We start from the raw sequence: 26,611 nt of genomic DNA, 5'->3' as shown, positions 1-26,611 counted from the left end.
CCTATCCCTCCATTTCAAGTATTTCAGCTGCAAGTTTCATGTAGGCCTCTGTACCTGTACTTTCGGGGTCATAGGTTATGCAGGGCTTACCGTGGCTGGGGGCCTCTGCAAGGCGAACGTTCCTGGGTATCCTTGTCCTGAAGATGTTCTCCCTTTCACCGAAAAACTTCTCAACCTCCCTCTGTACGTCCCTTGCAAGTCGTGTCCTTGAATCGTAGAGGGTCAGCAGTATCCCCTTTATCGGACAGGGACTCTGGAGTCGTTCTTCCACCAGGTTCATTGTCTTCAGGAGGTCTGCCATGCCCTCAAGGGCATAGTACTCTGCCTGTATGGGTATTATGACACTGTCAGAGGCCACGAGGGCGTTGAGTGTGAGTATGCCCAGGGATGGTGGGGCGTCTATGAATATGTAGTCAAAGTCATTCCTCACATCCCCCAGTGACTCCTGGAGGATGGCATGGTATCCTATCTCACTGCTGAGCTCTATCTCGGCACCGCTGAGGGATATGTTACTGGGTGCTATGTAGAGGTCCTGGAGCTCTGCAGGCATTATCACAGAGGACAGTGCTGCCTTTCGGCTCAGGACCGTGTATATTGTTGACTCCAGTTCTGACTTGTTTATCCCGAACCCAGTGGTTGCATTGCCCTGGGGGTCCATGTCGATTACAAGAACCCTCCTGTCAAGGAGGGAAAGTGCTGCTGATAGATTAACGGCTGTTGTTGTCTTTCCACAGCCACCCTTCTGGTTTATGATTGAAATTACCTCTCCCATCTCATCACCTGCTGGATCTAAGTTATAATTTATAACTTATAAAGTATATGTGATAAGTTATAAGTTATCAGATTAAAAAAAATTATTAGAAGTTTATCCTCTCGGATAGTTTAACCGGTAGCGGCAGTCTTCTGAAGGGCATGCCCTCTGTTTCAGCCCTTATACGTTCTATGAGTTCATCCAGGCCCATCTGAAGCTTTTCACCTGTTTCCCTCACATTGACCGTGAGTTTGCCCTCCATTTCACTGTCACCTATAACAACAACGTAGGGGACCCAGTCCTGGGCCGCATTCCTTATCTTCTTTCCGAGGGTCTCTGATCGGTCATCCAGGTCAGCCCTTACGTCAGCTGCGATAAGTTCTGATACCAGGTCACTGGCATATTCCATGTGGCGCTCTGCAATTGGAAGCACACGTACCTGGGTGGGTGAGAGCCACAAGGGCAGCATAGGTGGTTTTTCATCCATTTCAATGGCCGTCTTCTCAAGAAGGCTGCATATGACCCTCTCAATGCTGCCTGTTGGACTGCAGTGGAGGATTATTGGGTTTACCTCCTCCTCATCACTGTTAACATAGGTTATCCCGAACCTCTCACCGCTTTCAACGTCAATCTGAACTGTTGGATTCTCTATCGGTCTTCCAAGGTAGTCTATGGCTGCGAAGTCCATCTTGGCAATCCAGTAGTGCTTCCTTGAGGGGAGTATCTCCAGGAGCACTGGTTTTCCGATTTTATCCGCTACTTCATGTACCCATTCCCTGTACTCCTCATAGAAGTCAGCCGTGGCCCTGAATATGACCTCATAGTTCACCTGGAGGTCCTGGCCGGTCCTCATGCACATCTCGACCTGCCTGGCGAATTCCTCAAGGGACTGATCAAGGTCAGCACATACCGTGTGGAGATCCGGCATTGTAAAGCCCCTGAGCCTCTTAAGACCAACCACCTCGCCCTTCTTTTCAAGCCGGAAGCTGTAGGTCGAGAGTTCATATATGGATGCAGGCAGGTTCTTCCACGTCAGGAAGGAGTCTGAAAGGATCCTGAAGGCTCCGAAACAGCAGGCGTATCTCAGCATGAGTTCCTTCCTGTTCTTCATCCTGTACTGTCTTTCACCGAACTTCTCTGCATGTACCCTGATTGCCTCGTCCTCGAGGTCATACATTATGGGTGTCTCAACTGGCATTGCCCCCTCACTGGTGACAAGCATGTAGACGTAGTCTGCAAGAAGGTCCCTTATCAGCCTTCCCCTGGGGTACCACCGGAGGTGTCCAACGTCTGCTGATGGCTCATAGTCTGCAAGTCCCTTCTCCCTCATGAGTCTAACGTGTGGTGGTTCTTCACCAGAGGATTCAAGTTCGCCAAGCTCATATTTCACCAGGTTCTCAAGATCCCTGTTTTTGAACTCGAAGTCTCCGGGTTTAACCGTCTCTCCCCTGTGGAGTATGAACCACTCGGATTCCTCGCTCTCCTCCTCCACCTTTGGGGGCTGTGGCCTTATGCTCCTTGATAGCTCTGATAGTGGGTGACCCTTGCAGGATATCTTGAAGGCCTTATACCACCCGAAAGGAACCCTTGAGACATCAACACCCTCGCTGCGGAGGGCTGATTCCATTCCCTCAAGGACCTCCACCGCTGTTTTGGGGGAGCTGAGCGAGGAGCTGAGGTGTGCGTAAGGGTATATCACGACGTTCTCTGCCTTAACGTCATTGAAAACCTTTATTATTTCATTAACCGCGTTTTCAATTACTGATTCAGGGTTATCCTCATCTTCAGCCTCCACTGCTGTGAAAACCACCAGGGACTCCCTGAAATCTCCCTGCATCTTATCTTCAGGGATTTCCTCTGCTATCCCTGTTTTATTCTTTGTCTCGTATTTCAAGTAATCAGAGTGAATTAACAGTATCCTCATGCCATCACCTTGGTAAGAATAACTAATGTTATTGTTTTTAAGGTGAGGGTTTTTAAATATTGCTCCGGTGGATCTTTAAACCCCTAGTAATGTTCAGATGATGACCCTTAAGGGATCTCCTGAACCTCTTCAATGAGGTACATTCTGTGCTGATTGAAATGGAAATGTCCTGTCTCTGCGATTGAAAGGATCTTAAGGTGACCTCCCGGCACCCCCCTTCCATACCGTGTCGAATATCCTGGCATAGTTCTCTGCGATCTCAGGGTACTGGTTCCATATCCCGATGGCGGTTTCAGGGATGGGTGCACCATCGGGTGTGAAGCGTGAGAATATCCACATCATCTCCTGTGAATCCCGGACAAGCATCCTGACAGGGGGTATTCTCCTCACCTCAACCTCACCGGGTACATCAATTACATCCCTGGCCATGATCCTCACCTCAACTCCACGATCGGTTATTCTATCAAGGGCCGGGCGGAGTGCCTTTATTTCATCCCTGAATATGAAGCCCATCCTCATCTTGAGTTCCTTCCTTGAACGGGATATTATCTCCAGTTCCTTCTTCACAATCTTCTCCTGTCCATGGATGAGCCATACAGGTGTCGGTACCCTGGCAACCCTGTCCTCATAGATTTCGGTAAGCCTGGACATGGCCTCATCAAGTTTTTTGATGATCCTACCCTTCTCCCTCCTGAACACCTCTGAGGGTGGCACCACATGGTACCTCATGGGTTTACCCCTCTCAACCTCCACGAAGCCCCTGTCTGAGAGCTGCCTCAGGACCTCATAGACCCTTGATCTTGGAATGCCCGAGACCTCGGCAACCTCCACTGCCCTGGCAGATACCAGCGTGACCATTGCAGTGTAGGCTGAGGCCTGATAATCTGTCAGACCCATGATCTTCAGGGCTTCATTAACACCTCTATCCATAAACACACCTCACTCGTTATATCCCTGGAGTCCCCTCCCCATCTATCTGTTACATTTTATACTGAAATAGTGACAAAAATTATATATAATTTACTGCCAGTTTTTAATATGGTGATTGAAAATGAAGTACCGCTGCAAGGTATGTGACTACATATATGATCCGGAGGTGGGTGACCCCCGCTCAGGTATAGAACCCGGGACACCCTTTGAGGAACTTCCGGATGACTGGCTCTGCCCTGTGTGCAACGTGGGCAAGGACCAGTTTGAACCCCTCCGGGGTGAAATAAAACGGGTGCGACCCGAGGATATAGACATGTTCTGTTATCAGTGCTCCCAGACCGTCCGTGGAAGGGCCTGCACAATCAGGGGAGTCTGTGGAAAGGAACCAACAGTTGCCAGACTCCAGGACAACCTTCTATTCGCAATAAAGGGAATTTCAGCCTATCTCTACCATGCCAGGGAACTCGGATACACTGATGAGGAGGTGGACGCCTTCCTTGAGAGGGGATTCTATTCAACCCTCACAAACGTTAACTTCGATGCCGGGGAATTCATAGACCTTGCCCTTGAAGCAGGTGAGATGAACATCAGGACCATGAAGCTCCTGAAGAAGGCCCACATTGACACCTACGGGGAACCCGAGCCCACCGAGGTTAGGGTGGGGGCCCTTGAAGGTCCCGCCATAATCGCAACCGGCCACAGCCTCAGGGCCCTCGAGGAGCTTCTGAAGCAGACCGAGGGTACCGGCATAAACGTCTACACCCATTCAGAGCTCCTGCCAGCCCATGGCTACCCTGGACTCAGGAAGTACCCCCATCTTGCCGGCCAGCTCGGAGGCCCATGGTTCGACCAGAAGGACACCTTCTCACGCTACACTGCTGCCATACTTGGAACATCTAACTGTGTCCTGCTTCCCCGCGATGATTACAGGGATCGCATGTTCACCTGTGGTGTTGCAGCCCTGCCCGGAGTTGAACACCTGGAGGGCTATGACTTCAGTCCCCTCATAGATAAGGCCCTTGAACTACCCCCACTCAGTGAAGAGGATGCCACGACCCTCACAACAGGATTCGGGTTATCAACCATACTTTCACTGGCAGATAAGATCAGGGAGCTGGTTGAGGATGGTAAGATAAGGAGATTCTTCCTTGTGGGTGGCTGTGACTCCCCCCTCCCCAGGGCAAAATACTACACCGAATTCGTGAGAAAACTGCCAGAGGACACCGTTGTCCTTACACTGGCCTGTGGAAAGTACCGGTTCAACTCCATGGACCTGGGTGACATCGAGGGGGTTCCCAGGCTCATAGACCTCGGGCAGTGCAACGATGCCATAGTGGCAGTTGAACTCGTTGAGGCCCTCAGCAACCTCTTCCAGATGGATATAAATGAGCTGCCACTCAGCATAATCCTCAGCTGGATGGAACAGAAGGCAGCCGCCATACTCTGGAGCCTCCTATCACTGGACCTCAAGGGCATGTACATCGGTCCAATCCTGCCTGGCTGGGCCAACGAGGACATAGTGAAGTTCCTGGTTGATAACTATGACCTCACACCAATAGGTGACCCTGAAGAGGATATCAGGAAGATACTGGGGTGATTTAACTGGATCTCACAGGAAAGGTGATGAAGATCAGCAACCTCATCGATTACCAGGACGACTCGGTGGTCAGCAGGGAGATAATCCGCAAAGAGACAGGTACAGTTACCCTCTTTGCCTTTGACAGGGGTCAGGGCCTCAGTGAACACACCGCCCCCTTCGATGCCATGGTACAGGTCATTGATGGTGAGGCCGAAGTCACCATAAGCGGAGAGAAGCACCGCCTGGTTGCAGGTGAGATGATAATCATGCCTGCAGAAAAGCCCCACGCCGTGATGGCGGTGAAACCCTTCAAGATGCTCCTCACCATGATAAGGTCCTGATCCAGGTCAATAAAACAGCAACAACCAGTCTCCTGATCTATGTTAAGAGAACAGCCAGCAACCCGGCTGTTATGATTGCAACGAAAAGGGTCCCCACCCTTTTCCCGAATTTTTTTGTTCCAAGAACAAGGGCTATTCCCCCCTTTATCAGGGTGTTTGAGACCCCCGCCAGTGTTATGGCGGCTGCAGCAGTTGATTGTGAGATGGAGCCCCCTGCTGCAAGGATTGACATGCTCACAGTTATTGCATCAACATCAGCAACACCTGAGATCACACTGGCCACAAGTACACCCCCACGGCCAAGATAGACGCTGGCAGCCTTTGATATGAAGAGTATTGCAAGGAATAGGGCCCCGAATATTAGGGCTGGTTTGACAGAGAAGGGATTTTCAATCTTGATGTCTGAATCGATCCCTGATGATGACCTCATGAACATGGCTGCAAGCATAACACCCAGAACACCCATTGCAAGCATGGGAGGGGCCACATAACCCACAAGTGAGGAGTTAACAACTGAGACCTCCAGCAGTATCCTGAAGAACATCATGGAACTTGAAATGACCGCCGCGAATACCGCTGGTCCCATAAGGTCCTCCGAATCCCTCACCCTCCCTGCCATTGCAGTTACAACTGCAGTACTTGAAACCAGGCCCCCTATGATCCCTGTAGCCCCAAGGCCCCTTTCGGGTCCGGCTATTTTCATGGCTATGTATCCAGCATAACTTATTGCAGATATGAAAACCACCATGAGCCAGACCTGGTAGGGATTGAAGACACCCCAGGGGCCAGTTGCGGTGTCAGGAAGGAGGGGGAGGATTACGAAGGCTATTATCAGGAACTTTATGGTGTCTATCATCTCCCTCTCACTTATCCTCCTCACTGCAACGTGTATGTACCTCTTCAGGGCCAGAATGGCCGTTACTATGATTGAGAGCATCACCGCCAGCCGGTAGTCATATGCAACACACATTGCCCCCAGGAGAAATGTGACAAGGGCAGCCACCTCCCCGGTTACCCCGATATCACCGCCCTCCCTGGTGCTTGCTGTGTAACTTACGACTATGAGGAGGATGATCCCAAGGAATGCCACAGGGAACGCCAGAAAAAACTTTCCTGAAAGATAGGCTGACAGTGCCCCTACAAGTGATATGAGCATGAAGGTCCTTATACCTGCAAATTCTGTCCTCTTGATCCGCCGCTCCCTCTCAATACCCACCAGCGCACCTATTGCAAGAGCTATCAAAAACTTAATTACCGGGAAGTCCATGTTATAATATATGGCAGTAACTTTAATATTAATTATCCCCCAATATTTAATAATAATCGGGTTGATGATAATAATGGTGATTCCATGAAGAGTGATACAATAAAGAGGGGAATCCAGAGGGCGCCCCACCGATCCCTCCTGAGGGCCTGCGGCCTGACAGATGATGACTTCGAGAAACCATTCATAGGTATAGCCAACAGTTACACTGACATAGTTCCCGGCCACATCCACCTGAGGGAACTTGCAGAGGCTGTTAAGGAGGGTGTGAATGCTGCGGGGGGTGTCGCATTTGAATTCAACACCATGGCGATATGTGATGGAATAGCCATGAACCACGACGGGATGAAGTACTCCCTGGCATCAAGGGAGATAGTTGCAGACACCGTGGAGAGCATGGCGATGGCCCATGCCCTTGACGGGCTGGTGCTGCTTCCAACCTGTGACAAGATAGTCCCGGGGATGCTCATGGCAGCGGCCAGACTTGACATACCGGCCATAGTCGTGACCGGCGGGCCAATGCTCCCTGGAGAATTTAAGGGAAGAAAGGTGGACCTCATAAACGTTTATGAGGGTGTTGGAGCAGTCAGCGCAGGTGAGATGTCAGAGGATGAACTGGAAGAACTCGAAAGATGCGCCTGCCCGGGGCCAGGATCCTGTGCGGGTCTATTCACAGCCAACACCATGGCATGCCTGACGGAGGCCCTGGGCATGAGCCTCCCTGGCTGTGCAACCGCCCACGCCGTAAGCTCACGTAAGAGGCAGATTGCAAGGCTCTCAGGTAAGAGGATAGTTGAAATGGTGCAGGAAAATCTGAAGCCAACCATGATAATGAGCCAGGAGGCCTTTGAGAATGCGGTTATGGTTGACCTCGCCCTGGGGGGTTCAACAAACACCACACTCCACATCCCGGCCATCGCAGCTGAAATCGATGGACTCAACATCAACCTGGACCTCTTTGATGAGCTGAGCAGGGTAATACCCCACATAGCATCAATCTCCCCGGCAGGTGAACACATGATGCTGGACCTTGACCGGGCAGGCGGGATACCCGCCGTCTTAAAAACCCTGGAGGACCATATAAACAGGGAATGTGTAACATGCACAGGCAGAACAGTCCAGGAGAACATTGAGAATGTGAAGGTAGGACACAGGGACGTCATAAGGCCCCTTGACAGTCCAGTCCACAGTGAGGGCGGTCTTGCAATACTCAGGGGTAACCTGGCGCCCCGGGGATCGGTCGTGAAACAGGGAGCCGTTGCAGAGGACATGATGGTTCATGAGGGTCCTGCGAAGGTCTTTAACAGTGAAGATGAATGCGTGGAGGCCATATTCGGTGGCAGGATAGATGAGGGTGATGTGATCGTCATACGCTACGAGGGGCCCAAGGGAGGACCCGGCATGAGGGAGATGCTCAACCCGACATCTGCGATTGCAGGCATGGGCCTTGAAAGGGTCGCCCTTATAACCGATGGAAGGTTCTCAGGTGGTACAAGGGGACCCTGCGTTGGCCATGTATCGCCTGAAGCCATGGAGGACGGTCCCCTTGCCGCGGTGAATGATGGGGACATCATCAGAATAGATATACCCTCAAGAAAACTTGAGGTTGACCTTAGTCCCCGGGAAATTGAGGAGAGACTCCAGAGTGCAGTTAAACCCCGCCGCAGTGTTAAGGGATGGCTTGCACGTTACCGTAAACTGGCAGGATCCGCAGATACAGGTGCAGTACTCAGATAGGTGTCCATATGAACGACAGACGCGAAGTAATTGAGGCAGCCGCGTACCTCCTTCTACTTGTGCTGGCAGTGGTTGCCTCCCAGCACATGAACGTGGTTGTATCAGGGAGCATGGAACCCGTCTTCTACCGTGGAGACATCGTCATAATCGAGAAGACCAGCTTCTTCGGGGTCCAGGAGATGGACCCTGAAAGCATCAGAAAGGGTGACATAATCATCTATGACGCCACCTGGTTCCCTGAACCCGTGATACACCGGGTCATAGGCGTTGAGACTGACAGAAACGGGGCCAGATATTACATCACAAAGGGTGATAACAACCAGGACCCGGACCCGGCCCCTGTCTATCCATCACAGGTTGAGGCGAGGGTGCTGACGGTGGGTTCACAGCCCCTCATGATACCTAGGGTTGGATACATAACACTCTGGCTTAAGGGACTCTGAATAAGGCAGGTGAAGAGATGTTCAGGTACATTGAAAAAGAGGCTAGGGATTCAATAACAGCGGCACTTGAAAAGCTCGGTATAAAGGTACCCCCTGAAATAAAACTGGAGGAACCACCAAACCCCCAGCTCGGGGACCTTGCATCCACAGTATCCTTCGAACTTGCAGGTAAACTCAGAAGGGCCCCCATTGAAATAACGGCGGATATAATGTCTGTGATAGAAACCCCTGAAATATTTGAGACCATTGAATCCAAGGGGCCCTACATCAACTTTTTCGTCGATTACGGCAGATTCTCCAGCAGACTACTGGAGTCCATCCAGGATGACTACGGTTCACATCCCCCCAGGGATGAGAGGGTGATCCTGGAACACACCTCGGCCAACCCCAACGGTCCCCTTCACATAGGCCATATAAGGAACGCCATCATAGGGGATTCCCTTGCAAGGATACTGAGGATGGCTGGCTACGACGTCGAAACCCAGTACTATGTTAATGACATGGGTAGACAGATCGCCATGATAGTCTGGGGCCTGCTGAACCTTGATGGAGACCTTGAGGACTACCCCGGGGATAAGATGGACCACAGGGTAGGTAAACTCTACTTCGAGGTCAACCAGAGGCTAAAGGAAAATCCAGGGATCAGGGACGAGGTGGATGAACTAATAAGGAAGTATGAGGCAGGGGAGAACGAGGAGCTATTCAGGAAGGTTGTTGAGTACTGCCTCAGCGGGATGGAGGAGACCATGAAAAGGCTCCACGTTCACCACGACCGCTTCGTATGGGAGGGCCAGTTCGTAAGGGATGGTACCGTTGACAGGGTGATAGAATCCCTCAGAAAAACCGGTTACACCGGCGAGAACGACGTCCTATACCTCGACCTTGAGGAATTCGGCCTTGAGAAGGAACTGGTGCTCACACGGTCAGATGGAACCTCCCTCTACTCAACCAGGGACATAGCCTACCACCTCCAGAAGTCAGAGGAGGGGGATGTTATCATCGATGTCCTTGGATCGGACCATAAACTTGCAGCCGAGCAGGTGGGGATTGCAGTGGAACTCCTGGGAGGTAAAAGACCCGAGGTCATATTCTATGAGTTCATAACACTCCCTGAGGGTTCAATGTCCACCAGGAGGGGTGTGTTCATATCCGTGGATGAGCTTATGGATGAAGCCCACAGCAGGGCCCTTCATGAGGTTAAAAAGCGGCGGGATCTTCCCGATGATGTTGCAGATGATATTGCAGAGTCCATCGGCAACGGTGCCATAAGGTACTACATAGCAAGGCTCTCACCCGAGAAGCACATCGTATTCCGGTGGGATGATGCCCTCAGCTTTGAGCGTGGCTGTGCATCCATCCAGTACGCCCATGCAAGGGCATGTAAACTCCTTGAGAAGGCGTCATTCACTGGTGAGGAGGATATTGAAGATGGATGGAAGCCCGAAGGTGATGAGAGAGAACTTGTCCGTCTTCTTGCACGTTTCCCTGTGGTGGTTGAAGAATCTGCACTTGCAAGGAGGGTTCACCCTGTGGCACAGTATGCCCAGGACCTTGCAAATACCTTCAACAGTTTCTACAGGTCCACGCCTGTTATAGGATCTGATTTTGAGGGTGCACGCCTTAGACTTGTTGATTCTGTTAGAAAAACCCTCAGAAACGCCCTCAATCTCCTGGGAATTCATGCCCCGGAGACCATGTAGGATCACTTCGGATCCTTCATTAAAATTTTTTTTGAGTGGCCTGGAGTCTTTGGACTGGATCACGATCATTAAGGTTTTTCTATTAATTAATTGACGGATGAAAAATTTCTTTAAACATGCATCAGTGGCATTCTGGGGTAAGAATATGATCCTGCCATACACCCTGCGTCACGATTCTGGTGTCCTGAATGAATATGATAAGGTTTTAATGAGCTTTAAGCCCATAAACCTGCTGAGTGGAACTCATATATCCCCCATGAGCCAGTGCATTATGGCCTTCTGGGCATGGAGCCTGTTTTCTGCCTGATCCCAGACAACCGAATGGGGACCGTCAATAACCTCGGCTGTTGTCTCCTGGCCCCTCACAGCCGGCAGGCAGTGCATGAATATGGCTTCGGGAGCTGCAAGTTCCATGAGCTCCATATTCACCTGGTATGGTCTGAAGACCTCTAAACGGTCCTCAGCCTCGTCTTCATATCCCATGCTCACCCAGACATCGGTGTAAACCACGTCGGCCCCCCTGACAGCCTCGGAGGGATCATGAATTACCCTTATCCGTGAACCTGTCTCATCTGCTATTTTCCCTGCCATCTCCCTGATGCCGGGGTCAGGTTCATAGCCGGGGGGGCAGGCAACATCCATGTCCATCCCCAGGGTGGCTGTTATGAGGAGGAGAGAGTGGCAGACATTGTTACCATCACCCACAAAAACCAGCCTTCCATCGAATCCCCCCAGCTTCTCCCTGATGGTCTGCATATCGGCCAGGGCCTGGCATGGATGTTCCAGGTCTGTCAGACCATTGATGACCGGGACAGATGCCTCGCCTGCAAGTTCAACCACGTCGGAGTGACTTATGGCCCTTATCATTATTCCATCAACGTATCTGCTGAGGGTCCTTGCTGTATCCGCTATTGGTTCGCCCCTTCCAAGCTGAAGGTCCGATGCAGAGAGGTAGAGGGGCTGAGCCCCCATCTGGAATGCCCCAACCTCAAAGGATACCCTGGTCCTTGTTGATGACTTCTCAAAGATCATGGCAAGTGTTTTACCCCTGAGGATCTTTTCCCTGATCTTCCCCTCCTTGTAGTCATCTGCGAGGTCAAGGAGGTCCACCACGTTATCCATGTCACATACAGATAGAAGGTGCTTCATCTGCCCAACTCCCTCAGGACCGCAGGTCCTCCATATGTTTAATCCTCTTCTCAACGAGTTCCCTGGTACCTATATCCCTCCTGTGGTAGAGCCTTCCCTTCACATGGGCCGTTGCTTCCTCACAGAGCTCCTCTGCAGAGTATATGTCATCTGCAGGGGCCACGAGTGCAAGTGCACGGGATGATGATGTGTATATGTGATCATCCTCCTGGTTCACAGCCGCATAATAGGTTATGACGCCCATATCCTCTATCTTCTTCTCGTCAACCTTTATCTCGGCGCCGGCAACACCTGATTCAGGGTAGCCCTCAGGTACCAGATACTTGCAGACCGTTGCAAGGTTCATGAAACTTGCTGATTTAAGGTTTCCATCCACTATACCCTCACATATTTCCAGCATGCTGGATTCAAGTAATGGGAGCACGTTCATTGCCTCAGGGTCACCGAATCGTGCATTGTACTCTATGAGTTTCGGACCATCTGCAGAGAGCATGAACTGACCATAAAGTATGCCCCTGTAGGGCCCTGTCTCCTTCCTTATGGCATCAACCGTCCTCTGCATTATTTCCACGGCGTCTTCATAGTCCTTCTGTGTCAGGAATGGAAGAAGCCCGTCTGAGTCAGAATATGATCCCATCCCTCCTGTTATGGGGCCCTGGTCGCCCTCATAGGCGTGGGGGTGGTCCTGGACTGCTGGCATTGGCACTATGTGTTCACCGTCGGAGAAGGCCTGTACAGTGAATTCCTCTCCAACAACCCGCTCCTCTATCACCACACTGGGATGACCGCCTATCCTTTTCTCAATGACCTCTGTTGCGTATTTGAGGGCCTCCATGTTATCCCTGAGGTGTTCTCCAACTATCTTGACGCCCTTTCCTCCTGTGAGGCCGACTGGCTTTACAACTGCCTCACTGTCAAAGTCTTCCATGAATTCACGTAGCTCCTCAGGGTCACTGAAGACCCGGTAGGTTATTGACCCCGGTATTCTGTAATCCTCAAAGAGTTTGCGCATGAATGATTTATCTGTTTCGATGCGGGCTGCATCCCTGGTGGGTCCCACCGAGGGTATACCTGCCTCCTCAAGGGCGTCCACCAGTCCAGCCTCAAGGGGGGCCTCCGGCCCTATGAATGCCATGTCAACTCCCTTCTCTGATGCGAACCTGACCACCCCTTCGGTGTCAACTTCAGGAGCAACAGTGAATTCCCTGGCGAGCCTTGATATACCCGGGTTTCTGTTACCCATCACAGAGTATATGGTTGCTTCATCTGCCAGTGCACTGCATATGGCATGTTCCCTTGCTCCTGTTCCCACAACAAGTATTTTCATCGGATAATCCTCCTGGAAATTGATAAGGTTAAATCTCCCTATTGTTTTATATAATCTTAGCACTTATTTGAAAGTATATATTTTATAGGAAATATGTCATTAATAATAATGACAGATTCCGTTCAAGGTGTTTCCAATGAAAGGTGGCCAGGCAATAATCAGATCACTTCTGGATCAGGGAGCAGACACCGTATTCGGATACCCCGGTGGACAGTTACTGCCACTCTATGATATGCTCTATGATTCTGAACTTAAACACATCCTCGTAAGACATGAACAGTGCGCAGCACACGCTGCAGACGGATATGCAAGGGCCTCAGGAAGGGTGGGGGTCTGCATAGCTACCTCCGGTCCCGGGGCAACAAACCTTGTAACAGGCATTGCAACGGCCTACATGGACTCAGCCCCCATCGTGGCCATTGCAGGTCAGGTCCCAACACACCTCATTGGAAATGATGCATTCCAGGAGGTGGACATGATAGGGATAACCATGCCCATCACCAAGCACAGTTTCCAGCCATCAGACGCCAGCGAGATACCTGCAATTGTCAGGGCAAGCTTCCACATAGCAAAGACAGGACGGCCAGGACCGGTTGTTATAGACCTCCCCAAGGATATACAGGAACAGGAGATCATGGAGGAGGTTGATGACCTGGAGCTCCCAGGGTACAGGCCCAATGTAAAGGGCCACCCCCTCCAGATAAAGAGGGCCGCTGAACTCATAAGGAGGTCAGAAAAACCCGTCATACTTGCTGGTGGAGGAGTTATAATATCAGGGGCGTCCAGGGAGATAAAGGAATTATCAGATCTCATAAAGGCCCCGGTGACAACAACACTCCTTGGTAAGGGTTCCTTTCCTGAGGACCACCCTTCAGCCATGGGTATGCTCGGCATGCACGGCCGCAAGGTGGCGAACCTGACAGTGGACGAATGCGACTGCCTCATAGCCGTTGGATGCAGATTCTCAGACCGTACAACAGGGAACGTTGCAGAATTCGCCCCCAACGCCAGGATAATACACGTCGACATCGACCCCGCTGAGATAGGTAAGAACGTTGGGGTTGATGTCCCCATCGTTGGAGATGCAAGAAACGTCCTCAGGGAACTCATAGCAAAACTCAAAAAATATGAAAAGAGGGACAGCCAATGGCTTGAAAGCGTCCAGAAATTCCGTGCCGATTGCATGCCAAGGATGAGCTATGATGAGGTGCCCCTGAAGCCCCAGCAGGTTATAAAGGAGATAAGCCAGGTCCTTGATGACGAGACGGTCGTTACAACGGATGTGGGACAGAACCAGATGTGGATGGCCCACTTCTACACATCCCGTGCCCCCAGAAAGTTCATATCATCAGGAGGCCTTGGAACAATGGGCTTCGGTTTTCCAGCCGCCATAGGTGCCAAGGTGGCACTGCCTGATAGTGACGTTGTTGCAGTGTGCGGTGACGGCGGATTCCTCATGGTCTGCCAGGACCTTGCAACCATAAGGGAATACGACATCCCGGTGGTGATATGTATCATGGACAACAGGCACCTTGGAATGGTGGCGCAGTGGCAGCGCCTCTTCTATGATGAGAGAATGTCCCATACACACCTGGGCGAAGTTCCGGACTTTGTGAAGCTGGCTGAATCATTTGGAGTGGAGGCTGAGAGGATAGAGGAACCCGGTGAAACCTCTGAAGCCCTTTCAAGGGCAATAAGGTCTGGTGAACCTGCCCTCCTTGATATAGTGATAGATCCTGATGAGATACTCCCCATGGTCCCCCCCGGCTGTGGTCTCACCGAGATAGTGGGGGAGTACCGGGTTGAAAGGGAGGACCCCCAGGAAATTAAATACTCCCCAGGGAAGGCGGATGGTGATTGAGATGGAACCCGATACCCATATCATAAGCGCCCTCGTGGAGCACAAACCAGGAGTGCTCCAGCGAGTTGCAGGACTCTTCACAAGACGTGGATTCAACATTGAAAACATAACGGTCGGGGAATCAGAAACCCCAGGCATTGCCAGGATGACAATAATCGCCAGGGGCGACGACAGGGTGCTTGAGCAGATAACAAAGCAGCTGAACAAGCTCATAGACGTCATAAAGGTCAGGGACCTTGAACCCGCGGCAACTGTTAAGAGGGAGCTCTGCATGGTCAAGGTCCACGCCCCATCAGAGAGTGAAAGGTCAGAGATAATACAGTACACCAACATATTCAGGGGGAGGATAGTGGATGTGAGTCCCGATGCCCTGACAGTTGAGGTTACAGGGGACTCTGAAAAGATAGACGCCTTCCTGGAGCTTCTGAGGAACTTTGGAATAAAGGAACTCGCAAGGACAGGGCCAACTGCAATGTCCCGTGGAAGCAGGACAATGTGATGCTCAATGCGGAAAAATTCCGGATCAGACCGGGACTCCCATAAATTTTATTTTAAATGAGCTGTTAATTAGAACTTGAGGAGGTTTTTTATGAAGATATACTATGAAAATGACATTGACATGGAGATACTGGCAGATAAAAAGATAGCGGTTATAGGTTACGGGAGCCAGGGCGAAGCCCAGGCCAGGAACATGGCTGACAGCGGACTCAACGTGATAGTTGGACTCAGAAGGGGTGGTAGCTCCTGGAAGAAGGCCCATGATGATGGCATGAATGTCATGACCATCGAGGACGCCTCAAGGGAGGCCGACATCATACACATACTCATACCCGATGAGATACAGGAAACCGTTTTCGAACAGTCAATAAGGCCCTACCTCAAGGAGGGTAACACCATATCCTTCTCACATGGATACAACATACACTACGGCTACATAAAGGCACCCGAAGGAGTCAACGTTACAATGGTGGCCCCGAAGGGTCCGGGTGCCATGGTAAGGAGGACCTACCTTGAGGGCTTCGGCATACCCGGCCTTGTGGCTGTTGAGGTTGATGCAACAGGCGATGCAATGGAGCAGGCACTTGCAATGGCAAAGGCATGTGGACTTGCCAGGGCAGGGGTCCTTGAGACGACCTTCAGGGAGGAAACAGAGACAGACCTGTTCGGTGAGCAGGCTGTGCTCTGTGGTGGTGTCACAGAACTCATAAACACGGCATTCAAAACCCTTGTGAGGGCCGGTTACCAGCCAGAGATAGCCTACTTTGAAACCTGCCATGAACTCAAACTCATAGTGGACCTCATCTATGAGAGGGGATTCAGGGGGATGTGGCACAATGTGAGTAACACCGCAGAGTTCGGCGGCCTTACAAGGAGAGGAAGGATCATAACAGAGGAGACTGAGAAGGAAATGGATGAGATCCTCAAGGAGATCCAGAACGGTAAATTCGCCAAGGAGTGGGCCCTTGAGAACAGGGCGGGTGCCCCCATGCTCAAGAGGATGAGGAAGCTGGAGAGTGAACTGGAGATAGAGGAAGTCGGGTCAAAGCTGAGGAAACTCTGCGGACTCGAGAAGTAAACCCCCCTTAACTTCTTTTTCAGGTGGTTGGTTTGGTATTCGTGGGTATGGACCATGGGACCACGGGTGTCTCCTTCACCATCCTCGGTGATGATGCTGAACACTTCAAGATAGGGAGGGAGGACCTATCAACAGGTAGAGCCTCCGCCCTTGATGAACTCAAAGATAGGGTTCCCCTCAACGAGATAGACCTCATGGCAATAACCTATGCCATGGGTGACGCCATAAGCACCATAAAGCCCATTGAGAGGGTGAAAAACAGGGGTATAATCTCCATTGGAGGGGCAGGTAAGGTCACAGGCGGTGGAACAGCAGTATACAGTGAAATCGAATCATCGGGGATACCCACCCTCCTCATACCTGGCCTCCACCGGAACACGCCCTGCCTTGATGAGAGGTTCAGGGCAGCCTACTCCCACCATGCGAGCCCCGAGAAGGTGAGCATCTGCTACAACGCATACCTTGAGACCGGCTGGGAGAATATGATCGTATCAGACATAAGTTCAAATACCGTCACGATGCTGATACAGGATGGCAGGATAGTCGGTGCCATGGATGCATGTGTAGGTGCCATGGGAGTTATACACGGACCCCTTGACCTTGAAATGCTCAGGAAAATAGACGATGGTGAGAAAACAGCGAATGAATGTTTTTCACATGCAGGAGCAGTTAAGATAGCGGGTATCGACACAAAGGTCTCAAGGGCCAGGGAGGAACTCCTTGAGATGTACCGTGCAGGTCGGGATGAGGCTAGGCTTGCCCTCGATACCATGATGATGACCATTGCCATGGAGATATGGGGACTTGCAGGTATCTCCAGTGGAATCGATGGAATCGTCCTCACGGGATCTGTTGGTGCCATGAGGGAACCCTATGACTTCCATGGAAAGCTGAAGGATATGGTGAAGGAAATCGCAGATGTAAGGTGTACGGATCCCACCTCAGGCTCCATGGGAAGTGCCCAGATAGCAAGAGACATATATAATGGTAAAAGGGAGATCCTTGGAATAGAGGTGGAGGTTTAGCTACCAGTTCTTTGCCAGATAAAATCAGTGCACACTTATTCCATGGCTATGAAGGCTATCTTGGTGCCCTTAATAAACTGGATGCCCTCTTCTGTCTGTAGAACCGTGTTAAGGTAGTTATCAATTGATATGAGTTTTCCCCTTGTTTCTTCATTGTTCTTCAGGGTGAGTAGAACGTTCTTATTTTTAAATTTCAGGAACTGTTTGTTAACCCTGAATTCCTTGTCACTGCCCTTCATTATTAATCCCCTTAACTGATTTAGTAATCCTATAATGATTCACATATATATAGTTCACAGCCTTAAATTTCCAGCACGGACCACACACCTGTAATGATTCACATACACTTCACAGGCTTACTCCCTCAGCACAGACCACTGCCCAGCTACGGTAACGCGGCCACCAGACACCGACTATTCCCATGCTATCCTCAGGAGTACTGTTAAAGCTGCAAACTGGCATATATTAACACTCAGAACAGGAAATCCGATTCCATGACCCTGGAATCCTTCCCTCGTTATCATGAAGATTATGAATATTGTGTTCTGCAATATCAGAAGGACTGTGAAGGCCACCAGTCCCAGTGTGAAGCTGGACTTTATCTTCCTGTAGCTTGAAAGATAAATTCCGAGAAGGATCAGGAGAAGGAAAACATTCAAAAGCCCCACTATTATGGCAAGGAACGTGAAGTTCTGGTCCTGGATGAAATCATGGGCACCCCTTCCCCTCATTCGCACACCTCGATTCTGCTCCATATCTCCTCAAAGAGGGGGTAATTATCCTCCATTACATCTGAAAGAAAGTACATTTTACCATACCTATCCCCTGAGGATACTATGATCTTATTCTTCTCAAGGACCCTCAGATGATGCTGAACTGTCTTGTAGTCAAGTCCCAGTGCCTCGGCCAGCTGGTTGTTATTGTATGGTCTCTCATGCAGCATCCTGATTATCCTCCCGCGGTTGTGACCTCCCCTTGTACCTGCAAGAAGCCACCATAACAACCTCTTCATAGGGACCACATTCAAAGTTCTGGATGGAGTTATGGTGGTCCCTCCAGATATCACTTTCTTATGCCCCGGTGAAGCAGCGTCTTTGATATGCTGCTCCAGATCTGATTATCAACTGGCTTTCTGAGTGCAGAATGTTGATCTCCGCCTGAAATCCGATCTCGGCCACGCCATTGCAGCTGCCAGAGAGGAATTCATGTTTTAAGGGGATGATATCTGATTTTTGATGTGCCTGAAAATCCCCCTGAATTGCTTCCAGTATATGTGTATGTGGATTAATGTTCCTATGACCATGAGGATTGCCAGTTCGGCGTGCCAGTAGGTAACCGATGGGTTAAGAGCCGTTTTTATGCCGAGGCGTATGAAGAGGAGGAGGAGAACCCCTGTGACTCCAGTCCCTGCATAGCCAGCTGTCAGGATGATATTCCAGATCCTCCTGTGCACTGATCCCCTGATACGGCCACTCCCCATCAGGTAGAGTGTGATCATATAAGCCGCGATCAGGATGAGGCTCAGGGGTATGAGATGATAATCTGTGGTGGGTTCCTCCACTGAGGGATGCTGCAGTGTTTCATCTGGAGCATCAACCCCCACACTGTGACCTGAATCGTCTGAAGTCGCCGCGGAATCATCTGAGGTGCTCTGATCATTAGAGCTGTCCCGGGATGTATCATCAGAGGTGCTGTAGTCTGTGGTTGACTGTGAAAGGTCACATATCCCGTCTCCGTTAAGATCCGTGAACCTGGGGCACTGTCCGGGGTAGGGGTCATTCACAAGTCCATAGGGACAGGAAGCACCACATGCTACGCCAGCCGCCATGATACCTGCGAAGGGCAATACCCCGGTTAGAGTCCTTAAAATTCTCCTGATTCTCATTTTCCCACCCCAATTATTCTCCTCAAACTCCCCCTGTAGCAGTGAAAGTGGAAAACTGTGAGGGGTATGAGCGCAATCCCGGCCTCCACGTGCCAGTAGAGCAACTGCGGGTTGAGGTAAAACTTCACACCGGCTTCAGTAAGCAGCATGAGGACGAAGCCCCCAATTCCGGATATGATAAATGCCAGCAGTATTACGAGATTCCAGAGGTTCACATGAAAGGCCCTGCCTATAAAACCCGTCCTGTAGAGTAAATAGGTGACCATATAAAGTCCCGTGACGGGTATTGCCGGTAAAATACTGTATCCCATCCTGTTATCACCTTTAAGTTCTCTTTTTATAATGGATGGGTATGCCTCTTAAAAGAAATTTTTCCGGATTTAGACCCAGATCTCCACCAGATTCACAGGTATAACAGGTCACGGTTGGGACCTGGATGGCTGTGGATAAAAATCAGTTCCATGCTCTAATCAAGCCAGCCCTCCATTGAGTCAGGGCCTGCTGTGCAGTCGAGTGATATGGGGGTGAGGGTGGCGGTGTTTTCAGCCTTAAGTGTGTGGACATCTGTACCCGGAAGGTCTGTACCTGCAGGGTCACCATCTATCCAGTAGTATGGGCGTCCACGGGGATCCAGCCTTTTCTTTATGTGAACATTGTACATCCGGTCCCCCAGCCTCGTGAGCCTTATCTCATCGCTTGCTGGATGAGAGGGGACATTCAGATTCAGGAAGTCAACACCCTCAGGGAGTCCCCTCCTGAGTATCCTCGATGCAACCCTCCCTGTGAGTTCAGCTGCCAGTGAAAAGTCAACGTCAACATGGCCGTCATGGAACTTGATATCACCCCGTCTCACCTGGAGAGAAACTGCCAGGGATGGCACCCCATGCACTGCAGCCTCCATTGCCGCCCCTATTGTCCCTGATGTTGTCAGTTCTGATTTACCAAGGTTCTCACCCATATTTATCCCTGATATCACGAGGTCGGGCTTTTCATCCATAAGCTCGAATATCCCTATGATAACAGCGTCGGTGGGTGTCCCCGAAACAGCATAGGCCCCTGATCCATCCCTGAGGGTGACCTCACTTACCCTCACAGGTTCAAAGAGTGTCAGAGCATGGCCTATCCCGCTCTGCTGGGTGGCGGGGGCCACTATGATTGTCTCCCCAAGGTCCTCAACGGCCCTTCTTGCTGCAATGATGCCTGAAGAGTTAACTCCATCATCATTTGTTATAAGAATCTTCATTGCTGATCATCTTCCTCCATTTGAACTAAACTGATACCAATCATCATTATCTTATGCTCAATTATGTTAATTCTCGCCCTTATCTTCTTCTATGGATCCAAAAAACTGATGGTTGATCTTCATCAATAATCATCTCTATCTTTTTATAGTCTTTATATCAAATTTTAAGTATATCTTATAACATAGCTCTATTAAGTCTAACCCCGGCAGGTGGAAGAATTGAAGAAACAGAAACTGGTGGATTTTATTGCCAAGGTCATGGAGGATTCTGGTTTTAAGGTTTACAAGGACTTCAGGACCTCCCAGCATATAGTGGATATCTACGGAATTCTTCCAACCGCCCTCGGGGACATCGGGGTCGTTGTTGCCTGTAAGAATTATGATGAAAACTGGAAGGTTGGAATGGATGTTCTGAAGGAAATGGAAATGGCTGCAAAGACCCTCAAGGCATCCAAGGTCGTAATTGTAACGACATCTGATTTCTCATCCCAGGCAAGAAATTATGCTGTGAAGAGAAACATGAAGCTCATAGATAGGAAGGGCCTTATACGGATTGCAGAGGACTTCTCAAAGAAAATCCAGGTCCCTGAAGAGGAGGATGAGGAGTACCCTGATGAGGAGGAGGTTGAGGTCTACACTCCCCCATCAAACATATTCCACACTACACCCCAGAGGGGGGTTCTATCAAGAAGGGAGAGCCGCAAACCTCTGGCTCCAGTTATAAGGGGTCTGATGCAGAACACCATAATACTTATCCTGACAGTTGTTGCTGTGTCATTCATCATTGCGACCCTTCTGCAGCTTGCGGCTGGTCTTGGAACGAGCCTCACCGGTGTTTTGAAGCTGATGATCGCAGCAGCCCTATCCTATGGTATACCCTACCTGGTGGAGGAGGACGGTGCCGTTATAATGATAAAGGGTACGATAGTATTTTTCAGTTCACTCCTTCTGCTGGTCATCCTGATACTGATCTGATTCCCGTCACCAAAAAAACAGGTATCTGCAGTATATGCGCAATGGCAAAGCAACCTTGAATCAAAAAAATAAATTTTTGGGTTATCTTCTTGAGATAACCATTCCTGCTCCAAGTATGCCTATTCCAGCCACAAGTAAACCTGCTGCTGCGCCTGTCTCCTGCATTGGGACCATTCCTGCTCCAGCTGCTGGAACTTCCTGAGATTCCTTTATTATGATTGTTGCAGTGTCATTATTGTTTGTGGTATTGAGGTCTGGCTGATCCCCTGAGATTGTTGCTGTGAACTGTGAGGTCCCGGACGCCGTGGCCCTCTGGTGCACAACAAGTTTGTAGACCGCGCCCACAGGTAGGTTCCCGATGGTCCACCGGCTGGTCAATGGGTCGTAGGATGGATCATTGTAGATCCAGTTTGCCCCACTGTCCCATGAAACCTCATGTTCAAGGTACTCAAAGGGATACTGACTGCTCCTTGTTATATCGACCTTCACTCCGGTTGCATTTCCAGGGCCGAGGTTTGTGACTGCAACTCCCTCAAAGACCTCATCGCCAACGCTGGCAGTGGTTATAATGTTTTCATCAAGATCAAGGTATTCTGCGTCCACTGCAAGATCTGAATTTGCCTGTAAGTTGTCATCAGTTTCCTGGGCAGCTGCAGCGCCCATGGCAAGGAAAATCATGGCAACCAAAAGAAATCTGTACATTTTTCACCCCCCCCAAATTCTAACATCGGAAAAATAAATTCCAATGTACTGTTTGTTATTTATCTTTCATTGATAATATATTTGGTGGTGAATAATCAAAAGCACCGGTCCCTGGCACTGCCTTAATAGTGCTGCCTCCAGACCATATTCCTGTGAGCACTGAATGCATTAAATAAGTTTGAGAGTGGCGTGTGCCTCTGAAAAAATGAAAATCCAGTGGGCCGGACGAGATTCGAACTCGTGACCACCTCGGTGTGAGCGAGGTATCATACCCCTAGACCACCGGCCCCTCTGAAGCCCGAAGAATAATAAATGGGCCGGACGAGATTCGAACTCGTGACCACCTCGTTGTAAGCGAGGTATCATACCCCTAGACCACCGGCCCTCAGTGTGACTTTAAATTTTCACAATATATAAAGTTTTCCGGTTATGGAGAGCATTAATATAAACCTCCGACCATAACATACCCCACTAAAGTTTTCCGGTTATGGAGAGCATTATATAGGCCTCCAACCATAACCTATCCTAGTAAATCACCTGAGGTTATTATCATGTCATGCGAAGCCAGTGGAAAGATATGGTTAAACGGTGAAATGGTTGAATGGGAAGAAGCCACCGTCCACGTACTCTCACATGTTGTGCATTATGGATCATCTGTCTTTGAGGGAATAAGGTGCTACAGGAACAGTAAGGGGTCAGCCATCTTCCGTTTGCGGGAGCATGTTAAACGCCTTTTTGATTCTGCAAAGATATACCGGATGGACATACCCTACACCCAGGATCAGATATCTGATGCCATAGTTGAGACCGTCAGGGAGAACGGACTTGAGGAGTGCTATATAAGACCCGTGGTATTCCGGGGATACGGTGAGATGGGTGTTCACCCGGTGAACTGCCCAGTGGACGTCGCTGTGGCTGCCTGGGAATGGGGGGCCTATCTGGGTGCAGAGGCCCTTGAGGTTGGTGTCGATGCTGGTGTTTCAACCTGGCGGAGGATGGCACCAAACACAATGCCCAACATGGCAAAGGCCGGCGGTAACTACCTCAACTCACAGCTTGCCAAGATGGAGGCTGTGAGACACGGCTATGATGAGGCCATAATGCTGGACTACCATGGCTACATAAGTGAGGGTAGCGGGGAGAACATATTCCTCGTCAGTGAGGGTGAAATTTACACCCCCCCTGTTTCATCATCCCTTCTGAGGGGGATAACAAGGGACTCCGTAATAAAGATAGCCAGGACCGAGGGTGTTACCGTGCATGAGGAACCCATAACCAGGGAGATGCTCTACATCGCAGATGAGGCCTTCTTCACAGGTACAGCCGTAGAGATAACACCCATCAGATCAGTTGATGGCATAGAGATAGGTGCCGGGCGAAGGGGTCCCGTGACAAAGCTGCTGCAGGATGAGTTCTTCAGGATAATCAGGGCAGAGACAGAGGACAGCTTCGGATGGCTCACCTACATCTGATGACGAGGTTATAAGTGATAACTTATAAGTTAAAAGTGATGTTCATGGACGTTTTTCAGGCCATAGTCATTGGAACAGTGCAGGGTTTGACCGAATTCCTGCCAGTAAGCAGCTCAGGCCACCTGGTGCTGGTGCCGGAACTTATGGGTGTTAGCTCCAGCCTTGCATTCGACACCGTGCTGCATGTGGGCACACTGGTGGCTGTCGTTGGATACTTCTGGAACGATATAGTTCACATGCTGGGGGCCTTCCTCTCAAGTCTGAGGGACATCCCCGCAGGTAGATTCAGGAGGGGAATCATTGAGGATCCCTTCAAGAGGCTTGCCTGGATGGTGATCATCGGTACTGTGCCGGCCGGCCTTGCTGGTGTACTGTTCAAGGACTTCTTTGAGTCACTTTTCAGCAGTTTAACCGCCGTGGGATTCTTCCTGCTGGTCACAGGCTTTCTGCTGTGGGGATCAGAGAATATCAGCAGGCGTGTGAGGAAGAAGCTTCCAGTTGAAAAACTCGGTGTCAGGGAGTCACTCATAATAGGGTGTGCCCAGGCCCTTGCCATAGCACCCGGCATATCACGTTCAGGTGCAACAATCTCTGCGGGCCTGTTTCTCGGCTTTGAGAGGGAACTTGCAGCAAGGTACAGCTTCCTCCTCTCCATACCCGCGATACTCGGGGCCGCCCTCATCCAGGTCAAGGACATTGGAGCCGGAATGGACCTCCTGGGTGCCAGCATGGTTGCAGGGTTTGCTGCAGCGGCTGTGTCAGGTTACATAGCCATAAAGTTCCTCCTTAAACTCATAAAGGAGAGGGACCTCTACATATTCGCCTACTACTGCTGGGCACTGGGTATCCTGATCCTTGCAGCCGCCCTCATCTAATGGTGAAGACGTATCCGCACCACCTTTTTTTATTCAAAGCTGTTCATTTTCTTAAAGCAGATGCATAAAGGTTAAAGGGTTTCAGATACCAAGCTCCTGAATCGATTAAAAATCAGAGTTCCACAGAGAATACATGGGTATAGAAGTATCTCCATGATACCGGTCCATGGGTGAGGTTATAAACCCACCAGGTACTCCAGAAGACCTCCAGAATTGCTGCAATGGCGAATAAAAGTATTATAAGTGGGATAAGGTATGCAAGGTTCTCCCTGAGGGCTGTGACGAGAGGTCGTCTGGACCTGTGCTGGATGGCCCCGAGGAGGGACCTCACAAATACAAGGGCTGCCTGAAGTGAAAGTAGGCACCCTGTGACCTCAAGGTGCAGGTGCAGTGTCCCCGCATAGATCAGGAGCCCCCTGACACCCCACCTCACCAGAAGGTTATGTAAGATGGCCCCTGCAAGGACGAACATCTTAAGAACAGGATAAAATGTTGCCAGGGAGAATATGAAGACTGTAACCTGGGTTATGTTTGATATGAATATCCAGAACGCAGTTGCTAACAGGTAATCGATGAACTGCTCCCTGAGACCAGGGAATGTGGAGAAGTGGACCACCATGTCCCCTGTGAGGAACCCATAGGCCAGTGGTCTTCCCGAGGCATCCAGTACAAAGCCAAGAATGTAGAGTGCCATTGCAAAGGCAAGAATTCCAGGGTGTGGGATGATCCCATCCCAGCGGGACCCTGAAGTCATCTGGAACCTCCATTAAAGGATTTCAGGCCAGTATTGTATTGCAGAGTTCCTCGATACGCTCCCTCACCATTTCAACGGGTATGCCATGGAGAAGTGCCAGTAGCATGGCGCCGCCGGCCCCAACACCCTCCTTCACAGAACCGTTGAGGTACTCATGGAGCCCCCTGTGCGAGGCAGACCCGAAGTCCGGGTCAACCGCATAGATGTCAATATCACCTATCTGCTCTGCTATCCTGTTTATATCGGAGGTGCTGTCCTCGGCAACGAATATGGTCGTTGCAATTGCTGTATCTGAAAAGTCGAAGTCCGGGTCAATGGCCCTCATAAGGGCGCAGACCGCTGTCATCTGGGTACCCCCTGCAAGGGTCACCGGTACAGTGCTGCCCATGCATATCCCTGCAACCGCAGGTATCATGGGGTCCCCCACTGCCTCCACTGCCCTGAAGGGTTCCCTGGAACAGTCCCCCTTCTCGATCCCTGCATTACTGAGTCCTGCCATCACAACCTCCCTCTTGAGGTCATGTGGGTTGTGGGGCATGCTGGCGCTGACCCTGAAATCAGCATCATATCCCAGGGCCGTTAAAACGCCCAGGGCAGTTGTTGTACCTGCCGGTGTGCTCTCACCCACCACCAGATGCTCTGTGAGGGAGGAGAGGGTCCTTCCAACCATCAACCCCCTCTCATATATCCTTTGAGGTTCGGTGACCGCCCTCCCTGTCCTTATATCACCTCCGGGTTCGGAGTTAATGTTTATATAGGGAACATCAGGTTTAACCGAGGCGCCTGCATCGGCGACCATGAAGGGGACCTCTGCAAGTTCCAGGGCCGCCTTGGTTATCACAGCCGGTGTGGGGGCTGCCTCCCCCTCCACGATGGTCTGGGGTATCTCAGGAAGACACCTGGGGGCATCATGAACTATGAGTTCAACATCAGCTGCTGGAGTGTACTCTGTGAGTTCGGGGCTTGCTCCTGCCCCTGTTATTCCCGGGATTCTTGATGTCTCGGTTGTTGCAACGGCGCAGATGAACAGGGAATCCCTGTCAGTAACACCTTCAAGGTAATTGCCAGAACCATAGATCTTCAGTCCATCAAACATTT

27 protein-coding genes and 2 tRNA genes are annotated in these 26,611 nt (G+C 50.5%); 12 read left to right on the top strand and 17 right to left on the bottom strand.

The features are described from left to right. Position 1: 1 nt before the first annotated feature. From MTCT_RS06760 to MTCT_RS06750, 3 genes are all read right to left on the bottom strand, one after another. Positions 2-772 (bottom strand): ParA family protein, encoded by a 771-nt coding sequence (locus tag MTCT_RS06760; RefSeq protein WP_048175992.1) that lies wholly within the window; start codon positions 770-772, stop codon positions 2-4. Positions 773-857: 85 nt separating this feature from the next. Continuing rightward, on the bottom strand, positions 858-2,675 hold the full coding sequence (locus MTCT_RS06755; RefSeq protein WP_010877065.1) for a threonine--tRNA ligase: 1,818 nt from the start codon (positions 2,673-2,675) through the stop codon (positions 858-860). Between the two features lie 192 nt (positions 2,676-2,867). After that, positions 2,868-3,605: a TrmB family transcriptional regulator gene (locus MTCT_RS06750; protein ID WP_048061059.1), complete on the bottom strand. Its 738-nt coding sequence runs from the start codon at positions 3,603-3,605 to the stop codon at positions 2,868-2,870. A gap of 121 nt (positions 3,606-3,726) precedes the next feature. On the opposite strand from MTCT_RS06750, the gene hcp reads away from it, so the two are divergent. Beyond that, a complete protein-coding gene (gene hcp, locus MTCT_RS06745; RefSeq protein WP_083750458.1) occupies positions 3,727-5,202 on the top strand; it encodes a hydroxylamine reductase in 1,476 nt (491 codons plus the stop codon). A gap of 26 nt (positions 5,203-5,228) precedes the next feature. Next, the gene (locus MTCT_RS06740; protein WP_048061058.1) at positions 5,229-5,525 is read left to right on the top strand and encodes a cupin domain-containing protein; all 297 of its coding nucleotides are present in this window, start codon (positions 5,229-5,231) and stop codon (positions 5,523-5,525) included. Between the two features lie 37 nt (positions 5,526-5,562). On the opposite strand, the gene MTCT_RS06735 is transcribed toward MTCT_RS06740, so the two are convergent. After that, entirely contained in the window at positions 5,563-6,768 is a 1,206-nt protein-coding gene (locus MTCT_RS06735; RefSeq protein WP_231855278.1) for an MgtC/SapB family protein, read from the bottom strand. Between the two features lie 108 nt (positions 6,769-6,876). Between MTCT_RS06735 and ilvD the strand changes: the two genes are divergently transcribed. Genes ilvD through argS form a run of 3 tightly spaced genes read left to right on the top strand, consistent with a single transcriptional unit; the run spans position 6,877 to position 10,669 of the window. After that, positions 6,877-8,526: a dihydroxy-acid dehydratase gene (gene ilvD / locus MTCT_RS06730; protein ID WP_048175990.1), complete on the top strand. Its 1,650-nt coding sequence runs from the start codon at positions 6,877-6,879 to the stop codon at positions 8,524-8,526. An 8-nt stretch (positions 8,527-8,534) separates the two neighbouring features. Beyond that, positions 8,535-8,969, top strand: a complete 435-nt coding sequence (locus MTCT_RS06725; protein ID WP_010877058.1) for a signal peptidase I — start codon at positions 8,535-8,537, stop codon at positions 8,967-8,969. Positions 8,970-8,986: 17 nt separating this feature from the next. Beyond that, entirely contained in the window at positions 8,987-10,669 is a 1,683-nt protein-coding gene (gene argS / locus MTCT_RS06720; protein WP_010877057.1) for an arginine--tRNA ligase, read from the top strand. A gap of 243 nt (positions 10,670-10,912) precedes the next feature. Here the strand turns inward: argS and argF are convergent, their stop codons facing one another. Both argF and purD read right to left on the bottom strand, forming a co-directional pair. Further along, positions 10,913-11,818 carry an ornithine carbamoyltransferase gene (gene argF / locus MTCT_RS06715; protein ID WP_010877056.1) on the bottom strand — a complete coding sequence of 302 codons (906 nt, stop codon included), beginning with the start codon at positions 11,816-11,818 and terminating at the stop codon, positions 10,913-10,915. A 13-nt stretch (positions 11,819-11,831) separates the two neighbouring features. Further along, positions 11,832-13,145, bottom strand: coding sequence for a phosphoribosylamine--glycine ligase (gene purD, locus MTCT_RS06710; RefSeq protein ID WP_048175988.1), 1,314 nt, complete (start codon positions 13,143-13,145; stop codon positions 11,832-11,834). Between the two features lie 136 nt (positions 13,146-13,281). Here purD and MTCT_RS06705 point away from each other — a divergent pair, with 136 nt between their 5' ends. The 4 genes from MTCT_RS06705 to MTCT_RS06690 all read left to right on the top strand — a co-directional run bounded on the left by MTCT_RS06705 (position 13,282) and on the right by MTCT_RS06690 (position 17,607). After that, complete coding sequence (locus MTCT_RS06705) at positions 13,282-15,006, top strand: acetolactate synthase large subunit (protein ID WP_048061055.1); 1,725 nt, start codon at positions 13,282-13,284, stop codon at positions 15,004-15,006. After that, positions 14,996-15,505 (top strand): acetolactate synthase small subunit, encoded by a 510-nt coding sequence (gene ilvN, locus MTCT_RS06700; protein ID WP_369798258.1) that lies wholly within the window; start codon positions 14,996-14,998, stop codon positions 15,503-15,505. The genes MTCT_RS06705 and ilvN overlap by 11 nt, the downstream gene beginning before the upstream one ends. Before the next feature lie 90 nt (positions 15,506-15,595). Continuing rightward, the gene (gene ilvC, locus MTCT_RS06695) at positions 15,596-16,582 is read left to right on the top strand and encodes a ketol-acid reductoisomerase (protein WP_048061053.1); all 987 of its coding nucleotides are present in this window, start codon (positions 15,596-15,598) and stop codon (positions 16,580-16,582) included. Between the two features lie 32 nt (positions 16,583-16,614). After that, positions 16,615-17,607, top strand: a complete 993-nt coding sequence (locus MTCT_RS06690; RefSeq protein ID WP_048175987.1) for a methanogenesis marker 12 protein — start codon at positions 16,615-16,617, stop codon at positions 17,605-17,607. A 35-nt stretch (positions 17,608-17,642) separates the two neighbouring features. Here MTCT_RS06690 and MTCT_RS06685 read toward each other — a convergent pair whose 3' ends face one another. The 6 genes from MTCT_RS06685 to surE form a co-directional block, all read right to left on the bottom strand. After that, positions 17,643-17,846: an LSM domain-containing protein gene (locus MTCT_RS06685; protein ID WP_048175985.1), complete on the bottom strand. Its 204-nt coding sequence runs from the start codon at positions 17,844-17,846 to the stop codon at positions 17,643-17,645. Between the two features lie 174 nt (positions 17,847-18,020). Beyond that, the gene (locus tag MTCT_RS06680; RefSeq protein WP_048175984.1) at positions 18,021-18,338 is read right to left on the bottom strand and encodes a hypothetical protein; all 318 of its coding nucleotides are present in this window, start codon (positions 18,336-18,338) and stop codon (positions 18,021-18,023) included. Continuing rightward, positions 18,335-18,619, bottom strand: a complete 285-nt coding sequence (locus MTCT_RS06675; protein ID WP_048175983.1) for a winged helix-turn-helix domain-containing protein — start codon at positions 18,617-18,619, stop codon at positions 18,335-18,337. Before MTCT_RS06675 ends, MTCT_RS06680 begins: the two co-directional genes overlap by 4 nt. A 198-nt stretch (positions 18,620-18,817) precedes the next feature. Continuing rightward, positions 18,818-19,492, bottom strand: coding sequence for a hypothetical protein (locus MTCT_RS06670; RefSeq protein WP_048175982.1), 675 nt, complete (start codon positions 19,490-19,492; stop codon positions 18,818-18,820). Then, a complete protein-coding gene (locus MTCT_RS06665) occupies positions 19,489-19,803 on the bottom strand; it encodes a hypothetical protein (RefSeq protein ID WP_048175980.1) in 315 nt (104 codons plus the stop codon). The genes MTCT_RS06670 and MTCT_RS06665 overlap by 4 nt, the downstream gene beginning before the upstream one ends. 155 nt (positions 19,804-19,958) lie before the next feature. Next, positions 19,959-20,735 (bottom strand): 5'/3'-nucleotidase SurE, encoded by a 777-nt coding sequence (gene surE, locus MTCT_RS06660; protein ID WP_048175979.1) that lies wholly within the window; start codon positions 20,733-20,735, stop codon positions 19,959-19,961. A 210-nt stretch (positions 20,736-20,945) separates the two neighbouring features. Here surE and MTCT_RS06655 point away from each other — a divergent pair, with 210 nt between their 5' ends. Further along, the gene (locus tag MTCT_RS06655; RefSeq protein WP_052457394.1) at positions 20,946-21,710 is read left to right on the top strand and encodes a restriction endonuclease; all 765 of its coding nucleotides are present in this window, start codon (positions 20,946-20,948) and stop codon (positions 21,708-21,710) included. An 81-nt stretch (positions 21,711-21,791) separates the two neighbouring features. Here the strand turns inward: MTCT_RS06655 and MTCT_RS06650 are convergent, their stop codons facing one another. From MTCT_RS06650 to MTCT_RS06640, 3 genes are all read right to left on the bottom strand, one after another. Further along, positions 21,792-22,412 carry an NPXTG-anchored protein gene (locus MTCT_RS06650; RefSeq protein ID WP_048175977.1) on the bottom strand — a complete coding sequence of 207 codons (621 nt, stop codon included), beginning with the start codon at positions 22,410-22,412 and terminating at the stop codon, positions 21,792-21,794. A 217-nt stretch (positions 22,413-22,629) separates the two neighbouring features. Next, a tRNA-Val gene (locus MTCT_RS06645) sits at positions 22,630-22,701 on the bottom strand. 24 nt (positions 22,702-22,725) lie between these two features. Beyond that, positions 22,726-22,797, bottom strand: a tRNA-Val gene (locus tag MTCT_RS06640). 166 nt (positions 22,798-22,963) lie between these two features. Here MTCT_RS06640 and ilvE point away from each other — a divergent pair. Then, positions 22,964-23,884, top strand: a complete 921-nt coding sequence (gene ilvE / locus MTCT_RS06635; protein ID WP_048175976.1) for a branched-chain-amino-acid transaminase — start codon at positions 22,964-22,966, stop codon at positions 23,882-23,884. Between the two features lie 44 nt (positions 23,885-23,928). Continuing rightward, entirely contained in the window at positions 23,929-24,759 is an 831-nt protein-coding gene (gene uppP / locus MTCT_RS06630) for an undecaprenyl-diphosphatase UppP (protein ID WP_048175975.1), read from the top strand. A gap of 112 nt (positions 24,760-24,871) precedes the next feature. Here uppP and MTCT_RS06625 read toward each other — a convergent pair whose 3' ends face one another. Both MTCT_RS06625 and cobT read right to left on the bottom strand, forming a co-directional pair. Then, positions 24,872-25,513: a hypothetical protein gene (locus MTCT_RS06625; RefSeq protein WP_048175973.1), complete on the bottom strand. Its 642-nt coding sequence runs from the start codon at positions 25,511-25,513 to the stop codon at positions 24,872-24,874. A 22-nt stretch (positions 25,514-25,535) separates the two neighbouring features. Further along, positions 25,536-26,609: a nicotinate mononucleotide-dependent phosphoribosyltransferase CobT gene (gene cobT / locus MTCT_RS06620; RefSeq protein ID WP_048175971.1), complete on the bottom strand. Its 1,074-nt coding sequence runs from the start codon at positions 26,607-26,609 to the stop codon at positions 25,536-25,538. Between the last annotated feature and the right edge of the window lie 2 nt (positions 26,610-26,611).

Source organism: Methanothermobacter sp. CaT2 (genome assembly GCF_000828575.1).
Classification (GTDB): domain Archaea; phylum Methanobacteriota; class Methanobacteria; order Methanobacteriales; family Methanothermobacteraceae; genus Methanothermobacter.
The sequence above is the reverse complement of the archived record's forward strand: the minus strand, read 5'-3'. Positions and strand labels throughout refer to the sequence as shown.

Coding starts and splice junctions, on each gene's coding strand:
- MTCT_RS06750 (WP_048061059.1), bottom strand. CDS start 3,605: ATGGATAGAGGTGTTAATGAAGCCCTGAAGATCATGGGTCTGACAGAT.
- argF (WP_010877056.1), bottom strand. CDS start 11,818: ATGAAGCACCTTCTATCTGTATGTGACATGGATAACGTGGTGGACCTC.
- MTCT_RS06675 (WP_048175983.1), bottom strand. CDS start 18,619: ATGAAGAGGTTGTTATGGTGGCTTCTTGCAGGTACAAGGGGAGGTCAC.
- argS (WP_010877057.1), top strand. CDS start 8,987: ATGTTCAGGTACATTGAAAAAGAGGCTAGGGATTCAATAACAGCGGCA.
- MTCT_RS06670 (WP_048175982.1), bottom strand. CDS start 19,492: ATGAGAATCAGGAGAATTTTAAGGACTCTAACCGGGGTATTGCCCTTC.
- MTCT_RS06760 (WP_048175992.1), bottom strand. CDS start 772: ATGGGAGAGGTAATTTCAATCATAAACCAGAAGGGTGGCTGTGGAAAG.
- MTCT_RS06625 (WP_048175973.1), bottom strand. CDS start 25,513: ATGACTTCAGGGTCCCGCTGGGATGGGATCATCCCACACCCTGGAATT.
- uppP (WP_048175975.1), top strand. CDS start 23,929: ATGGACGTTTTTCAGGCCATAGTCATTGGAACAGTGCAGGGTTTGACC.
- MTCT_RS06725 (WP_010877058.1), top strand. CDS start 8,535: ATGAACGACAGACGCGAAGTAATTGAGGCAGCCGCGTACCTCCTTCTA.
- MTCT_RS06685 (WP_048175985.1), bottom strand. CDS start 17,846: ATGAAGGGCAGTGACAAGGAATTCAGGGTTAACAAACAGTTCCTGAAA.
- ilvC (WP_048061053.1), top strand. CDS start 15,596: ATGAAGATATACTATGAAAATGACATTGACATGGAGATACTGGCAGAT.
- MTCT_RS06680 (WP_048175984.1), bottom strand. CDS start 18,338: ATGAGGGGAAGGGGTGCCCATGATTTCATCCAGGACCAGAACTTCACG.
- cobT (WP_048175971.1), bottom strand. CDS start 26,609: ATGTTTGATGGACTGAAGATCTATGGTTCTGGCAATTACCTTGAAGGT.
- hcp (WP_083750458.1), top strand. CDS start 3,727: ATGAAGTACCGCTGCAAGGTATGTGACTACATATATGATCCGGAGGTG.
- ilvN (WP_369798258.1), top strand. CDS start 14,996: ATGGTGATTGAGATGGAACCCGATACCCATATCATAAGCGCCCTCGTG.
- ilvE (WP_048175976.1), top strand. CDS start 22,964: ATGTCATGCGAAGCCAGTGGAAAGATATGGTTAAACGGTGAAATGGTT.
- ilvD (WP_048175990.1), top strand. CDS start 6,877: ATGAAGAGTGATACAATAAAGAGGGGAATCCAGAGGGCGCCCCACCGA.
- MTCT_RS06665 (WP_048175980.1), bottom strand. CDS start 19,803: ATGGGATACAGTATTTTACCGGCAATACCCGTCACGGGACTTTATATG.
- surE (WP_048175979.1), bottom strand. CDS start 20,735: ATGAAGATTCTTATAACAAATGATGATGGAGTTAACTCTTCAGGCATC.
- MTCT_RS06650 (WP_048175977.1), bottom strand. CDS start 22,412: ATGTACAGATTTCTTTTGGTTGCCATGATTTTCCTTGCCATGGGCGCT.
- MTCT_RS06740 (WP_048061058.1), top strand. CDS start 5,229: ATGAAGATCAGCAACCTCATCGATTACCAGGACGACTCGGTGGTCAGC.
- MTCT_RS06755 (WP_010877065.1), bottom strand. CDS start 2,675: ATGAGGATACTGTTAATTCACTCTGATTACTTGAAATACGAGACAAAG.
- MTCT_RS06705 (WP_048061055.1), top strand. CDS start 13,282: ATGAAAGGTGGCCAGGCAATAATCAGATCACTTCTGGATCAGGGAGCA.
- purD (WP_048175988.1), bottom strand. CDS start 13,145: ATGAAAATACTTGTTGTGGGAACAGGAGCAAGGGAACATGCCATATGC.